At 74.2% G+C, this 15,011-nt stretch carries 11 protein-coding genes; 4 read left to right on the plus strand and 7 right to left on the minus strand.

Annotated elements, in window-relative coordinates; all coding sequences use genetic code 11:
- The first annotated feature begins 103 nt into the window (after positions 1-103).
- Positions 104-2,734, plus strand: a complete 2,631-nt coding sequence (locus KZQ38_RS13305) for a LodA/GoxA family CTQ-dependent oxidase (RefSeq protein WP_219441685.1) — start codon at positions 104-106, stop codon at positions 2,732-2,734.
- On the plus strand, positions 2,731-3,828 hold the full coding sequence (locus KZQ38_RS13310) for an FAD-dependent oxidoreductase (RefSeq protein ID WP_219441687.1): 1,098 nt from the start codon (positions 2,731-2,733) through the stop codon (positions 3,826-3,828). Before KZQ38_RS13305 ends, KZQ38_RS13310 begins: the two co-directional genes overlap by 4 nt.
- An 8-nt stretch (positions 3,829-3,836) precedes the next feature.
- On the opposite strand, the gene KZQ38_RS13315 is transcribed toward KZQ38_RS13310, so the two are convergent.
- Positions 3,837-5,126 carry a YcaO-like family protein gene (locus tag KZQ38_RS13315; protein WP_219441689.1) on the minus strand — a complete coding sequence of 430 codons (1,290 nt, stop codon included), beginning with the start codon at positions 5,124-5,126 and terminating at the stop codon, positions 3,837-3,839.
- 562 nt (positions 5,127-5,688) lie between these two features.
- Here KZQ38_RS13315 and KZQ38_RS13320 point away from each other — a divergent pair.
- Positions 5,689-7,041, plus strand: coding sequence for a hypothetical protein (locus KZQ38_RS13320; protein ID WP_219441691.1), 1,353 nt, complete (start codon positions 5,689-5,691; stop codon positions 7,039-7,041).
- Here KZQ38_RS13320 and KZQ38_RS13325 read toward each other — a convergent pair.
- From KZQ38_RS13325 to KZQ38_RS13340, 4 genes are read right to left on the minus strand one after another with little or no spacing between them, the layout of a single operon-like run.
- The gene (locus tag KZQ38_RS13325; protein WP_219441693.1) at positions 6,941-9,010 is read right to left on the minus strand and encodes a hypothetical protein; all 2,070 of its coding nucleotides are present in this window, start codon (positions 9,008-9,010) and stop codon (positions 6,941-6,943) included. The genes KZQ38_RS13320 and KZQ38_RS13325 overlap by 101 nt on opposite strands.
- Positions 9,011-9,028: 18 nt before the next feature.
- A complete protein-coding gene (locus KZQ38_RS13330) occupies positions 9,029-9,652 on the minus strand; it encodes a TetR/AcrR family transcriptional regulator (RefSeq protein ID WP_219441695.1) in 624 nt (207 codons plus the stop codon).
- Between the two features lie 46 nt (positions 9,653-9,698).
- Positions 9,699-10,187: a hypothetical protein gene (locus KZQ38_RS13335; protein ID WP_257901221.1), complete on the minus strand. Its 489-nt coding sequence runs from the start codon at positions 10,185-10,187 to the stop codon at positions 9,699-9,701.
- On the minus strand, positions 10,184-11,257 hold the full coding sequence (locus tag KZQ38_RS13340) for a DNA polymerase III subunit beta family protein (RefSeq protein ID WP_219441882.1): 1,074 nt from the start codon (positions 11,255-11,257) through the stop codon (positions 10,184-10,186). The genes KZQ38_RS13335 and KZQ38_RS13340 overlap by 4 nt, the downstream gene beginning before the upstream one ends.
- 619 nt (positions 11,258-11,876) lie before the next feature.
- Between KZQ38_RS13340 and KZQ38_RS13345 the strand changes: the two genes are divergently transcribed.
- The gene (locus KZQ38_RS13345; protein ID WP_219441696.1) at positions 11,877-12,431 is read left to right on the plus strand and encodes a GNAT family N-acetyltransferase; all 555 of its coding nucleotides are present in this window, start codon (positions 11,877-11,879) and stop codon (positions 12,429-12,431) included.
- Here KZQ38_RS13345 and KZQ38_RS37065 read toward each other — a convergent pair.
- Together KZQ38_RS37065 and KZQ38_RS13355 are read right to left on the minus strand one after the other, a co-directional pair.
- A complete protein-coding gene (locus tag KZQ38_RS37065; protein WP_219441698.1) occupies positions 12,408-13,637 on the minus strand; it encodes a cytochrome P450 in 1,230 nt (409 codons plus the stop codon). The genes KZQ38_RS13345 and KZQ38_RS37065 overlap by 24 nt on opposite strands.
- Positions 13,638-13,699: 62 nt before the next feature.
- Positions 13,700-15,004, minus strand: coding sequence for an NAD(P)/FAD-dependent oxidoreductase (locus KZQ38_RS13355; RefSeq protein ID WP_219441701.1), 1,305 nt, complete (start codon positions 15,002-15,004; stop codon positions 13,700-13,702).
- Positions 15,005-15,011: the final 7 nt, after the last annotated feature.

Here is a 15,011-nt window from a genome sequence, read left to right on the forward strand (position 1 = left end):
CGTGGGAGGGCCCGTGATCGCGACCCGCGCGGTCCGCTGTGGACGGTCCCACCACGCGGCAGGGGTCGCCCGGTCGGGCCAACCCACCAGCGCGGAGGCCGTCATGGGCATCGAGACCATCAGGATCCACCCCGGTATCGGGGTGGCGCGGGTGGGCAACAGCCCGGAGCACTTCATCGGCCCCGAACACCCGGACCAACCGCCACCGGAGTCGTTCAAGGACGACAAGGGCCGGGTGCGCGGGCAGGGCGCGCGGTTCCGGCTGATGGGCTACGACGCGGCCGGCCGGTTCGTGCGGGAGGTCACGGCCGCGGACGCCCGGATCACGTGGCGGGTGCGGCTGGGCAACGCCAAGGCCGCCGACCACCGGGTCAACCCGGAGGAGAGCTACCGGGACATGTACCTCCACGGTGACGCCGCCCTGACCGTGTCCGGTTCGGACGGTGTGCCCGCGCCGGCCGCGCTGGGCGGGCGGATCACGTTCCGGAGCGGGGTGGCCACGCCGAAGGGCTTCGACGTCCGGTTGGGCGAGCTGCGCCCGGACGTGGCGCGGGGTCGGCCGACCGGGCGGCTGGTCGTGCTCGGCGGTGCGGGGCGCGCCGGGTGCCGGTTCCCGGCCGTGGACAACCAGAACTGCGGTGGCGTGCGGAACCCCGGCTGGTTCGACGACACGTCCGACGGGCCGGTCGGCGCCACGGTCGTGCTGGACGACGGGATAGTCGAGGCCGTCGGCGCGTGGGTGGTGGTCGCGCCGCCCTGCTACGCGCCGCACTTCCGCGACGTCGTCACGCTGGGGGACCGGTTGCTGGAGCTGGCGGTGGCGCACGGCTGGGTCGGGGTGGACGAGGACTGGCCGCTGGTGGACGGGGTGCGCGTGCCCTCCTACGTCCGCCACGTCGACCCCGTGCTGCGTGCGGTGGAGGCGGTGCGCTACGTCAACCACGCCGCACCTCTCGCCGAGCACGAGTGGCGACATCCCGTTACCGGGGACGAGGAACGCGCCGCCGTCTTCCGCCTGCTCATGGATTCGGTGACGTTGACCGGGCCGCAGCGGACCGTGCTGGCGGAGTGGGCGCGGGGTCGGTTCTCGCGGGACCGGCCGCCGACCGCCCCGGCTCCCGCGGACGTCGACCACGCGGCCCTGGCGGGCATGTCGGGCGCGGCGTTCCGGCCGGGCGTGGAGGTCGGGGAAGCGGTCCTGGACCCCACCCGCTACTACGGCTCGGACGAGCCCTCGGACCCGTTGCGCCTGCGTCACGACCGCAACCGGCCCGGTGCGTTGACCGAGGGCCTGGGCCTGCCGTGGCAGGCGGCGTTCCGGATCTGCGGCGACCTGTGGTGGCCCGTCACGCGACCCGACCACGTGCTGCACCCGGAGACCTCGGCCTACCAGGCGTGGGACCGGTCCGTCGGCGACAACGCGGCGATGGTCGCGCACTGGCACCGGGGCGGGTTCGTGGTCCCGGACGGGCCGCGGTACGTCGAGCGGGAACGCGACCCGGTGGCCGTCGTGACACCGCGTCGGCCGCAGGTGTTCCTCCACCACGACGCGGGGCAGATGGCGTTCGACGTCACCTCCCCGGAGGAGATCACGCTGGTCGTCCACCCGTCGCCGGACGGGCAGCTCACCGTGCGGCCCGCGGCGGCGGTGGTGCCGCCGACCGGGGAGGACCGGGTGCGCACCGTGTGGTTCGGCGTGGAGGGCAGGCTGGCCGAGCTGGTGCCGCGCACGGTCGAGGTCGCGTGCCCGCGGCTGGGCGAGGCGTGGCACGTCCAGGTGGTCGCCGCGCTGCCGGGCCTGGACGACCTGCCCGACCCGCTGCCGGACGCGCCGGGCACCGCGCCGGTGCTGACCACGGAGGTGGCGGTGGTGCCGGGAACCGTGCTGCGGGTGCCGTTCCAGGCGACCGAGGTGGACACCGGGCTGGAGGTCGCGCTGGTGGGCGGCGACCCGAGGAGCGTGCACCTGCTGCTGCAAAGCCCCACCGGCGCGCTCATCGGGCCGGAGACGGAGGGGGCGCACTGGGAGGCGCGTGGCGGTCGGCAGGTCTACCGCTTCCCGCTGCCCGCGCGGCTGCGCCCGGACCGCGCCGAGGGGCCCGGCACGTGGCACGTGCTGGTCGACGCCGAGCAGGCGAGGGAGGCGGCGCCCTGCGCCCTGGCCGTCCGCGTCCGGTCCGCGATCGACCTGGACGTGGAGCGGTCGGCGGGGCGGCTGGTGGTGAGGCCGCGTGGACCGGTCGCCGTCCAGGTGTGGGCGGAGTTCACCGGTGCGGACGGCGAGGTGCGCCGGGCGGAGTTCGCCGGTGACGGCGAGGTGGACCTCGCCGGTGCCGGTGCGGGCCGGGTCCGGCTCGAACCGGGTGGCGCGGATCTGCCCGGAGTCGCGGACTCCGCCGGTGTCGTGGGGGAGGAGGGCCGTGTCGTGCCCGCGAACACCGGCCCGCTGCGTGCGGACCTGCCACCGGGCAGCGGTGGTGTGCGGGTGCTGGCGCGCGGCACCAGCCCGCTGGGGTACCCGTTCCAGCGCGAGTACCGGCTGGCGGACGCCGACGTGCCGACCCGACCGGTGGTGGACCTGGCGACCACGGCGTCCGTCCAGTTGGACACCGCGCTCGACGAGGCGGTCACCATCCCCGTCCGGCCGGCTGTCCTGCCGGGTGACCGCCCGGGCGCGGCGGCCGACCAGCCGAGCACGGCGGCCGACCGGCCGACCGCCTCGGACGACCGGTGAACGGCGTGGTGTGCCGCCCGGTCGACGTGGTGGTGGCCGGGGCGGGACCGGCCGGGTCCGCCGCCGCCCTGGCGCTGGCGCGTGCCGGTCACCGCGTCCTGCTCGCCGAGGCGAGCCGCTTCGACCGGCCGCGGTTGGGTGAGACGTTGTCGCCGTTCGCGGTGGCGCTGCTGGACGACCTCGCGCTGCCGCGGACCGGTGTGCCGCAGTGGGGTTTCGCGTCGGCGTGGGGTTCGGCGGAACTGGCCGAGTCCTCGTTCGTGTGGTCGCCGTTCGGCGGTGGCGAGCACGTCGACCGCCGCGCCTTCGACGTGGCCCTGGCGGGTGCGGCGTGTGACGCGGGCGCGCGGCTCGTGCCGGGCTGCCCGGTCACCGCCGCCGAACCGGCCGGTGACGGCTGGCGGGTCGCGGTGGGTGGCCGGGCGGTGCGTGCGCGGGCGGTGGTCGACGCGACCGGTCGCGCCGCCGCCGTGGCCCGCCGCCTGGGCGCGAGGTGGGTGCGGCTGGACCGGCTGGTGGGTGTCGCCGCGTTCTTCCACGAAGGCGTGGTGGACGGCGGGATCGGGCTCCTGGAGGCGGTTCCGGACGGCTGGTGGTACACCGCGCCCGTGCCGCCGGAGCGGCGGGCCGTCACGTTCATCACCGACGTGGACCTGTGCCGCCGCCACCGCTACCACGAAACCGGGACCTGGCGGCAGGCGCTCGCCGGCACGCGGTACGTCGCCGCCCACGCGACGGGCCCGCCGACCGGTCCGCTCACCCTCGGCTCGGCCGCGTCGGGTGCGTTGCGCGGACCGGCCGCGCCGGGCCGGTGGCTGGCCGTCGGTGACGCCGCGCTGGCCGTGGACCCGTTGTCCGGCAGCGGGATCGCGCGTGCGTTGAGCACCGGGTACGCGGGCGGCGAGGCGATGGCGCACTGGCTGGCGGGCGATCGCGGCCCAGCCGTCGCCCACGAGGCGCGGCTGGCGTGCGACCTGCACGACTACCTGCGCAACCGGGTCGACCACTACCGCCGCGAGCAGCGCTGGCCGACCAGCCCGTTCTGGGTGCGGCGGCACCGGTCGGCACCGCGCGCGGCGGTGCCGGTGCGGTGACACCCGGTTCAGACCGGCGTCGCGACGGCCTGGTCCGCGGTTTCGGTGCGGGCCGCGGCGAGGCCGCGCGGACCCGGCAGGACCAGCGCGCCGTCCGTGACGAGCGTGAAGCGCTCCAGGCCGGGGACGAACACGTTGACCACGGCGAGGTTCGCCGTGGTGTGGTGGTTCCTGATGTGGACGGCGAAACCACTCCGGTGCAGCGTGGTGATCAGCCGTTCCGCGTGCTCACGCGGCGAACCCGGCGCGGGTGCGTCCTCGAACGGCGTGAACCGCGCGGTGCGCAGCGCTTCGGTGAAATCGGCCAGCCGGCAGCGGTGCAGCGCCGGGTAGCCGGTCGTCCGGTCGCGGCGGGGCGGGGTGTCGTCGTCATCCCCGGCCATGGTGGTGTGGATCTGGATCAGCTCGGTGATGGCGCGGTTCAGCGCGTACCGGCGGGACAACGACGCGCCGCAGCCCCGGACGCGGGCCGGCTGCCCGGCCGGTGGCGGCAGGAAGGCCCAGTAGGCGGGCACGCCCAGGTCCGTGGTCATGTCGATCAGCCGCACCTCGCCACCGGTCAGGGCCTTCGCCCTCTCCCACAGCAGCGCCAGGTCCTCGGGCAGGGTGGCGGGGTCGACGGCGGTCAGCCGCGCGGGCGGTGACTTGAGGAAGGTCCTGGCCAGCAGCAGGGACATCGCGTCCCGCTCGACGGTCTCGTTGAGGCCGTGCACCAGCGCCTCGGTCGGGTCGGAACCGGCGGCCCAGCCGTTGTTCATCGAGTACCGCCGCAGCCAGTTGTACCGGTAGGGGTCGCCCACCAGGTAACGCAGTTCCTCCGCGTTCATGCGGAGGTACTGGGGCACCGAGAGCGCGACCGGCACGGCGACCTCGCTCCCGTCGAGCGCCGACCGGTAGGTGAAGCAGGCGATCGGGTCGTCCGGGCCGTCGACCAGCAGCGCGACCGCCGCGTCGCGGATCAGGTGCCGCTGCGCCGCCACCTCGTGCGCCGACCGCAGGACGATGTCGTGCTCGGACAACGTGCTCGCGCCGCTCAGCCGGTGTTCCAGCGCCTCGAACAACGCGCCCACCTTGGCTTCGGCGGTCGTGCCCTTGCCGAGCCCGATGCCGTCCAGCACCACCACGCCGTCCCGCCGCAGCTCGCACCGCCACGTGGACGCCGCGTCCTCGAGCAGCGGTGTCAGCACGACGTCCAGGTGGAGTTCCGCCGCGGCGGCCAGGCCGCGCGACAGGGCTCGGTCCAACGCGATCGTCCGCTCACCGAACTGGTGCGCCTGCTCGGGTGTCGCTGCGTGCATCAAGGCTCCTGGGGTTCGGTGGGAGGGCTTGCGGTGTGGTGCCCGCGAAGCACTGCCTCGCGGGCACCACACCGAGCGCGGTTACCAGTTCTCACCGGCGTTCGCGGCACAACTCGTCGATGGCCTGGGTCTCCCTGAGCGACAGGTCGTTGTCGTCGTCCTCTTCTTCGCCCGCGAGCCAGTCGGCGTCATTACCCATGATCTACTCCTCCGAAGTGGTGTACTTCTCGGACCAGTGGCGGATCACCGCCGGAACCCATCGTCCTTGTCCTTGCGCCGCAAGGGAAATCGTCGGGGAGGTATTCACCCGGGCCGGCACACGTCCGAGGTGGGTGACCCCGGGGATCGGCTACCGAACGTCGCATTGGGACCACAAGGGTGATGTCCCCGACGACACCGGCCGCGTGGTCGTGTACTGAATCGCCCGGCTCCCGGGCGGAAGCGCACCCCTACATCCCGTCGGGCGGTGCGCGCATCGCCGTGCGGGCCGGACGCGGTGGTGGTTGGGCCAGGTGGGTGAAGGGCTTGGTCGCGGAGCGCTGGTGTGCATACCTTCGAGCGGGTGGACCGGGAGGGGGTCGGTGTGCTGGCCGTGCTCATGGGCGGTTACCGCGGCACCGCGCTGCCCGACGTGGTCGCCGCCCGGCACAGCGTCCAGGCGTTGCGCGGGGTGTTGACCGGTCGACCCGGCACCCGCGTCGAGGTGCCGGCGGCCGGTCCGCGGTCCGCGGGTGCGATCGCCGCGTTGCTCGGGGAACCCGCCGACCGCCTGCTCCTCTACTACGCGGGCCACGCGCGGTTGACCGACGACGGGGACGTGCTGCTGGGTCTGCCGGACAGCGACCCGGACGACGTTTCCACCTGGCTGCGGTTCGCCGACGTCCGCGCGTCGGTGCGCGCGCACGGCGCGCCCGGGAAAGTCGTTGTCCTGGACTGCTGTTTCACCGACGGCGCGGACAACGCGGACAGCGTGGACGACCTCGCCGACCGCGTCGAGCGGGCCACCCGGGTGGACGGGGCGCGCACGCTGGTGTTCTGCCTGGCCAGCCGGGAGGCCGTGTACGACGATCGCGCCAACGGCCTGACGTACCTGGGGCACGCCCTCGTCCGCGCCTTGTCCCGGGGTGCGGACGTGACCGCCGCCGCCGACGACCCCGGGCTGCGCGGGGTGCACGCGGGCCGATTACGGCCGACTCCTGCCGTCGAGCCGGTGGCGACCGCCGAGCCGAATCCCGCGGTGGAGGGGGAAACCGTTGCCGCGCGGGACGTCGAGCCGGTGCGCTTCCGGGTTTCGGTGCCGCGTTCGGTCGTCGTGTACGACAGGGTCGCCCTCGTGGCGGTCGCGGCGATGACCGTGTGGATCGGCTCGGTGCTCGGCGTCGACGTCTGGGCGTTCGCGATGATGACGCTCGTGGCGGCGCGGATGATGGAATCCGAGGTCCACGTCCCGTGGTGGAGGTGGGTGCGGGTCGGCGACGAGCTGACCCTGCACCGGGGGCGTGGCGTGGCGGCGTTCGTGAAACGGGGCCTGAAGAAGGAGTTGTCGCTCGACTGGCGGCACGCCGGTGTGGAACGCGTGGTGGTCGGCCGGGTCGGGAGCCGGTCGCGGGTGAACCTGCACGTGTCGCCGGACGCGGCGGCCCGGCTGTGGAACGTCGTCCCGTTCACCGGTTTCGGCGGCTACCGGTACGGCTTGTTCGCGCACGGCGCGCGTGGTCTCGCCTGGCCGCTCGGCGACGTGCACGCACCGGCCGAGGAGGTGGCGGAGGCGTTCCGGGCCGCCGTTCCGGCCGGTGTGGACGTGGCGGTGGTCCTCAACGCCGAACCGCCGTACCGCCGCGCCCGGCGGTGGGTGCTGGTGTTCTACCTGCTGTTCTTCGGTTCCCTGTTGCTGGGGGTCTCCGTCGTCGGATGAGCCGCAGCCGGGGCGCGGCGGCCACCCGTCCGGCTACCCGCACCGCGAGGAAGACCGCGTCCACGAGGAGGACGACGATCGCGGCGAAGGCCATGCCCGCCAGGAAACCGGCGGGCACGGCGGCGACGCGCACGGCCACCTGCTCCACCCACCCGGCGTCACCTAGTTCGATGCCCACCGCGGCCAGCAGCCCGGCGAACACGCCGAACCCCGCCATGGGACTCCACAACGTCGTGCGCAACCGCCAGCGCGCGGACTTCCGCCGGGCCTCGACCCGTTCGGCGCGCAACGCGCCCGCGCGGACGAACGGGTGGACCGCGGGCGGCGGGTCGAAACCGGAGTCCTGGGCCAGGACCGCGGCGCGGACGGCGTCGAGCACCCGCGCGACGTGCTCGGCGTGGCCCGGGAAGTCCAGCGCCGCGGGTCCGACGTGGAGCGTCGCGTAGTCCGCGGTGACGGTCGCCGATGCCAGGTCCGCGTGGGGCAGCACGACAACGCCTCCCCGGTAGCGGATGTGCACGGCGCGGTCGGTGCACCAGGTGCGCGCGTCGCCGAAGTCGGACCGGGTGTCCAGCACGGCGATCACCGGGTCGGTCGCCCCGGCGACGACCTCGCCGTGCCGTCGGGGCAGCTCGGGCGCGACCCGCAACGTGGCGGGGAACGGTCCGGGCAGCGCACGCGGCAACGCCAGCAGGGCGTCGCGGATCGCGGTGGCCCGGTGCTCCAGGAACGTGTCCGAGCCCGCTGCCGCGCGGGTGAGCGCGTAGACCGGTGCGCCGTCCACCCGGAGCTGCACGTCGTCGCCGGTCACGAGCCGGGCGACCGGTCCGCGCGGACCCAGTCGGAACTCGTGCCCGACCCGCTTCCCGTCGACCAGGACGGCGGTTTTTCCCTTGCGGGACGGTCGGTACTCGACAACGTGCTCTTCCACGCCGTCACCGACGCGCACGACGAAGTCCACACCGCCCGTGCGGACCCGCTCCGCCCGCCACCGGCCGCGGGCGATGCGGACGGGCGGCACGGCGGGCTTGTCGCCGGGCGTCACCGGTACGGCGGGGCGCACCCGCCGCCACCGCCGGGGCTGCCGCACACCGGCCCGCTCGTACACCTCGGTCAGGGCACGGGAGAACACGCTCGCGACCCAGTTCCGCGCGCTGCCGGGGCCGTCGAGGTGGCGCAGGTGCGGCGTCCAGTCGGCGTCGAACCACACGGCCGCGCGGGTGTAGGCGTGCGCGGCGGCCGGCAGGGTCGGTGTCCGGGGCCGGTACTCGGGCAGGCCGCGCGGGAACCGGTCGCCGGTCGACGCGCGGAACGACTCGTACTGGGCGGCGTCCCGGCACACGACGAGCACCACGCGTTCCGGCGCGATCCGCGCGACCACCTGGTCCACCTCCCAGCGCAACCCGTCGCCGGGCCCGGCGGCCAGCAGCACCAGCCCGGCGCGGTCCAGGCCCGCGAGCACCTGCTCCCGCCACCGGTCGTCGGAGGAGAAGTGCCGCGCCGCACCGGCCGGCGGCAGCACGTCACCGGGTTGGCCGAGCGCGACCACCCGCCCGAACGGCGCCAGCGCGGCGGCCAGCTGCTCCTCCTCGGTGCGCGTCGTGCCCCAGTAGTCGAGCAGCTGCTCACCGCGCTGCTGGGCGGAAAAACCCTCGTCGTCCACAAAGGACCTGAGGAACAACACCACTTCCCGGTCGGCCGGCAACGCGTCGAGCGAGCGCAGCACCTCCGCCGCGTGCCGCCGCCCGCGCAGCACCGCGCGGCGACCGAACGCCAGCAGCACCACACCGCCCGCGGTGCACAGGATCGGCCGCAGCAGCGGGTACGGCCCCGAACTCGCGCCGCCGTGGCCCACCAGCAGCAGCACCAGCCCGAGGACGAACGCGGGCCACCCGACCAGGCGCAGCAGCCGGGCGCGGGCGGGTGATTGCCGGACCCGCGTGGCCGGACGGGACGGACGATCCTCCACTCGCGCCCCCGTGTCCCCTCAGGATCGCCCGTCCAGCGCGCGGAGCGCGGGCTCCAGGTGACCGAGCGCTTCCCGCAGCAGGTCGGCCAGCGGCCGGTCACTCGTGACGACGACGAGAGGTCCGGTGCCGCCGGGGTGCACCCACCGCTCCAGGGCGACGCGTGCGGCGGCCGAGACGGCGGCGGCCAGCACGGCGGGCGCCAGGGTGTCGGTGCCGCCGGTGCGCTCCGCGATCGCCGACGCGAGCGGCCGGGCGATCGTGGACATGGCGTTGACGAACTCCGCGCGCAACCGGGGCGTCGAGGTGATCAGGCAGAGCGCGTCGCCCGCCGGTTCGGTCGTGTACTGCTCGACCACGGCCTCGGTCACGGCTCGGGCCAGGGGTTCGCCCGCCGGGCGGGCCCGCAGCGCCTCCGCGACGCGAAGCGCGCGTTCGGCGGTGACGGCGGCGACGATCGCCTGCTCGCGGCTGGCGTAGTAGTTGTTGTAGGTCCGCGGCGAGACGCCGACGGCGTCGGCGATGTCGTCCACCCGGACGTTGTCCGGTCCGCGCTCCAGCGCCAACCGCAACGCGGCTTCGCCGAGGGCCTTGCGCGTGGCTGCTTTCTTGCGCTCGCGCAGCCCGCCCTTCCCGTCCGCCATGCGGGCAGCCTACCTTGCGCAGGCGCATTTTTGCGTCATCGCAATTTCAGGGCGCGCTCTCCCGGCGTTCGGTGGACCGCCGCTCGACCGCCTCCGCGACCTCTTCGATCGCACGGCGGATCAGTGCGCCGTAGTCGTCGTCGCCGAGGGCGCCCTGGTGCTGCCGGGCCGCGGCGAGGTGGTCGCGCGCGGCGTCGAACGAGCCGAGCCGGCGGAAGTTGTCGGCGAGGTTCAGGTGCAGCGACGGGTAGAACCCGGCGACGGCCAGGTGGTCGTGGTGGCGTTGGACCCGCGCGTCGGTGAGGGTCGCCGCGGCGTCGAGCGCGCGGACGTCCCAGACGAGGGCCTGCGCCGGGTCGTCGTGCAGGTCGGCGAAGTAGTGCGCCAGGACGCAGCGGTGGAAGGGGTCGCCCGCCGGTCCGATCCGGTCCCACAGGCGGCTCAGCCCGGCGCGCGCGGCGGCGGTGTCGCCGGTGCGGCCGAGGGTCACCGCCTCGGTGATCTCGGTCATCGTCGGGTCCGGGGTGGTGGTCATCCGGTGGTTCCTCCGGGTTCGGGGCGGAGCGGCATCACCAGGGTGGTGAGGTCGCCGTCGTCGGCGGAGCGCACGACGACCGGTTCGTGGGGCAGTGCGAGGTCGAGCATCACGTCCGGGCCGACCGCCGTCGTGACGGCCGGGTGGAGGGTGGCGGCGGCGAACTCCACCACCGTTCCCGGTCCGGTGACGTCGGCGGTGACCGCCGACCGGCCGTTCGGCGAGGAGATCACCAGTCCCGTCGCCGAGACGTCGAGCCGGACGCGTGGGGCGTGCTGCTCCTCCAAGCCGCGTGCCAGCGCGTTGCGGGGGACCAGCACGCGCGTGCGGGCTTCGGGCAGGGACGCGAGCAGCAACCGGTGGTCGGGGTACGGCTCGGTCAGGGTGCGGCAGTCGCGGGTGGTCTCGTCGCCCCACAGGCGGACGTGGCCGGTGCGGGCGCTCAGCCGCAGGTCGTGCTGGCGGCGCGTCCAGGGCAGCGCGGGTCGCAGGTCGTCGGCGTCGACGGTGGCCGACCAGGTCGGGCCGGGTCGGGTCGGGACCAGCGTCCGGGTGGACAGCCGGTAGCGATCGGTCGCGGTGAGCACCACGGTGTCCGAGGACACGTCGATGCGCACCCCGTTGAGCACGGGCAGCCCCGGCTCGTGCGTGGTGGCGGTGAGGACCTGCTCCACGGCCGTGGTGAACACCAACGCGTTGACACCCGTGACCAGCGCGTCGACGCTTGTAGCGGGCGACCGCGCGTCCGACCCGCCCAGTGCGGCCTTGACCGCCACGGCCGTCTCCCGAGCGTGCCGAGCCCGTTCCGCCAGCCCCGCGACGTGCTCGTCCACGATCCGAGCCGCCTCCCCGGCAGCCCCGCCGAGCACCTCCCCGATCCGCTCCAGCGGCATGTCGATCTCCCGCAACCGCCGGATCGCCACCGCCCGCGCGACCTGGTCGCGCGCGTAGTAGCGGTAGCCGGACACGTGATCCACACTCGCCGGCCGCAGCAGACCGGAGTCCGCGTAGAAGCGCAGGGCACTCGCGGTCAGCCCGCAGGCGCGGGCGAAGACCCCGATGGTGAGCATCTCGGACACCCGCCCATCATCGGCCTTCAAGTAACTCGAAGGTCAAACCGCGGGCGCGACCTGCCCCGGAGGCGCCCCGACCTCGATGCCCGGCCGCGGACCGGCGGCACCGAACATCGCGACGCGCCTGTGGGTGGCCGGCACGTGATCGGCCCGCCCGCCACCCGCTCCAGGCCCGCCACCCGCTCGAGGCCCGCCACCCGCGCCAGGGCCGCCACCCGCCCCCGGGCCGGCACCCGCTCCAGGCCCACCACCCGCCCCCCGCCCCCCGGGCCGCCACCCGCTCCGCGATGTCCTGCCGGCCGAAGCTTCAGGCAGGCTCCCTGAAGGTTCACCCACCTAACTTTCAGGGAGCCTGCCTGAAAGATCCGCCGCCACCTAACTTTCAGGGAGGCTCCCTGAAAGTTTCGGCCCGCCACAACTTTCAGGCAGGCTTCCTGACAGTTCCGGCCCGCCCCAACTATCAGGCAGGCTCCCTGAAAGTTTCCGGCGCGGCTTTCTTTCAGGGAGGCTCCCTGAAAGTTTCGGCTCAGCCCGGCCCCGGCGTGGGCGACCCGGATGACCGACCAGGTGCGGTCAGTGCGATTTGCCCACGGGGCTTGGGAGGCATCATTGATCCATGCCCATCATCTCCAGCCCCGAGACCCTGTTCGGCGAGGTCGTCATCCGGCCCGCGCGACCCGGCGAAGAGGACGTCGTGCTCGACCTCCTGGCCGATGCCGCCGCCTGGCTCGACGGGCGGGGCATCACGCAGTGGCCCCTGCGGTTCCCGGCCGACTCCGTGCGGGCGCAGATTTCGCGGGGAGAGGTGTTGCTGGTGGAGGAAGCCCGACAGCCCGTCGCGACGTTGGCGGTCACCGACGACGAGGCGGAGTTCTGGGGCCCCGTCACGGAACCGGCCTACTACGTCGGCCGGTTCGCCGTCGCCCGGCGGGCCGGTGGTGGCGGTCTCGGCCGTCGCCTCATCGGCTGGGTCGCGGGCAAGGCCGCGGACCACGGTCGGCAGTACGTCCGCCTGGCCACGGTCCGCCACAACCCGGGCCTGCGGGGCTACTACGAGCGGGCCGGGTTCGTGCACGTCGTCGACCCGCCCCACGCGCGGTGGGAGATGAGCCTCTACCAGCTGGCCGTGACACCGGCCGTCGAGGTCTCAGGACGGGAGCACCACGGGTAGGGCCGCGTACGGGTTCATGATCGAGGAATCACGACGCCGCGGCGCCTGGACGGCGAGGCGGGCACGTGGGTGCCGCGTGCTCAGCTCGCGCAGCACGGTGTTGACCTCCAGCCGCGCGAGCTGGGCGCCCAGGCAGTAGTGGACGCCGTGGCCGAACGAGATGTGCTGCGCGGCGGTGGCCCGTGCCGGGCGGAACAAGGCGGCGTCGGCCCCGTGGACGGCGGGGTCGCGGTTGGCGGCCCCGATGTTGATCAGGACCAGCTCGCCCGCGCGGACGGTGGCGCCCAGGACGTCGAAGTCTTCGGTGGCCACCCGGTGCGGCGCGTTGCGCACACCGTTGTCCACCCGCAGCGCCTCGTCCACGACGCGGGGTATCTCCTCCGGGTGGGCGACGACCTCCCGCCACCCGGCCGCGTCGGCGGCGAGCAGCAGGGCCAGTGCGTTGCCGATGGCGTTCGCGGTCGTCTCGTGACCGGCCACGACCAATATGAACGCGTTGCCGAGCAGTTCCTCCGGTGTCAGCCGGTCGCCGTCCACGCCGACCTGGACCAAGGCGCTGAGCAACCCGTCGTCGGGGTGGCGGCGCTTGTGCTCGATCGCCTCGGCCATGTACGCGGTCATGTCCCGCGTCGCCTGCGGGCTGACGTCCGGGCTCTCCGCCATGAGCGCGTCGGTCCAGGCGCGCAGCCGGTCGTGGTCCGACCTCGGCAGGCCCAGCAGCTCGCTGATCACGATCAGCGGCAACGGGGACGCCAACCGGTCCATCAGGTCGACGGGCTCGTCCACCGGCAGCGCGGCCACCAGCTCGGCCGCGATCCGCTCGACGCGCGACCGCAAGGCGCGCACCCGGCGGGGCGCGAACGCGGTGGAGATCAACCCCCGCAGCCGCCCGTGCGTGGGCGGGTTCGACATGAGCACGGACGGCGCGAACATGCCGTTGACCTCCTCCTCGGCGACGCCCTGCGCGCGCAGCGCGGCGGTGAGGTCCGCCGAGTCCTTGGACAGCCGCGGGTCGGCGAGCAGCGCCTTGGCGGTCTCCAGCGGCACCGTCGCCACCAGGACCCGCACCCCGTTGGGCAGCGCGGCCGGGGTGATCCACTGCCCACGATCGCGCAGCCCGTCCTCGACCACGTGGTGCGCCACGCCGCGCAGACCGGCGGTGCTCACGAGGTTCCGGGTGGACGGGACGTGGATCGGGTCTACCACCAGCAGCTCCCAGCGCTCGACGGGCCACCACCCCCGGCGGCGCCGGAGGTGAGCCGCGAGGATCAGGTGGTGGTCAGCCCGAGCCGCGGGCTGACCACCACCCGCAACCCCGTGGTCACGTCCCGGATGGCGTTCGGCGGCAGGTCCGCCGCGGCGCCGTAGCCGGCGTCCTGGAGGTCGCTCAACCCCGAGATCAGCTTGGTGAACGCCCACTGCGGCAGCCGGCGGCGGGCGCCGTCGCGGGTCAGCCGCTGGGCCAGCCAGAAGTAGGTCTCCTTCCCACGATACTGCTGGTACATCAGGGAAACCAGGGCTAAAAAGCGTTCGTACGAACGGCGGTAGTGCTGTTGGAAGAACTCCAGTCCCCGGTCCTCCGCGACGTCGCCGCGCAGGATCGAACTCACGCAGGCCGCGCCGAGCAGCGCGCTGTACATGGCCAGGTGGGTCCCGGTGGACAGCAACGGGTCCAGGAAGCACGCCGCGTCGCCGATGATCACGTGGCCGGGCCCGCAGAACCGGCCGGCCGCGTAGGAGTAGTCCTGCTCGATGCGCACCGGCGACCGGAACGTCGCACCACGCAACAGCGACGCGACGGTGTCCGACTCCGCCACGGCCTCCAGCAACACCTCCTCGTCGCGGGAGTGCCGGGCGCGGCGCTCGCGGAACAGGTCCCGGTGGGTGACGAAACCGACGCTGAACCTCCTGCCGCCCAGCGGGATGACCCAGTACCAGCCGTCCGGCGACGAGATCGAGTTGAGCCCGCCCTCGGGCGTGCCGGGCAGGGTCCGGGCGCCGTCCCAGTAACCCCAGATCGCGACGTTGCGGAACACCTCGTGCGGCACCCGGTCGCGGTGGTGGCCCACCGACAGCACACCCGCGCGGCCGGAGGCGTCGATGATGAAGTCGGCCGCCGTCTCACCCCGCGTGCCGTCCCGCCGGACCCACCGCACGGCACGCGGCCGGTCGCCCGCGAAGACGACCTCCCGGACCGCCACGCCCTCCTCGACCCGCACGCCCTGCTCGCGGGCGTTGCGCAGCAGCAGGTGGTCGAACTCGGCGCGCTCGACCTGCCACGAGTACACCTCGTCGCCGAACTGGGCGGACCAGTCGACGGCCCAGCCCTCGTCGCCCCAGCGCAGGTAACCGCCCCGCTTGACCTGGAAACCACGTGCCTCCACCAGGTCCAGCGCGCCGGACAGGCCGAGCACCGTGCGGCACGACGGCGCGAGCGATTCGCCGATGTGGTAGCGCGGGAACGCGTCCCGCTCGAACAGGTGGACCTCGAAACCCGCTCGGGCCAGCAGCGCGGCGGCGGTGCTGCCCGCCGGACCGCCGCCGATGACCAACACGGTGTCGGGGCGTGGCATCGCGTGT

Origin of the sequence: Saccharothrix obliqua (assembly GCF_019375475.1) — a bacterium.
In the GTDB taxonomy this organism is placed as follows: domain Bacteria; phylum Actinomycetota; class Actinomycetes; order Mycobacteriales; family Pseudonocardiaceae; genus Actinosynnema; species Actinosynnema obliqua.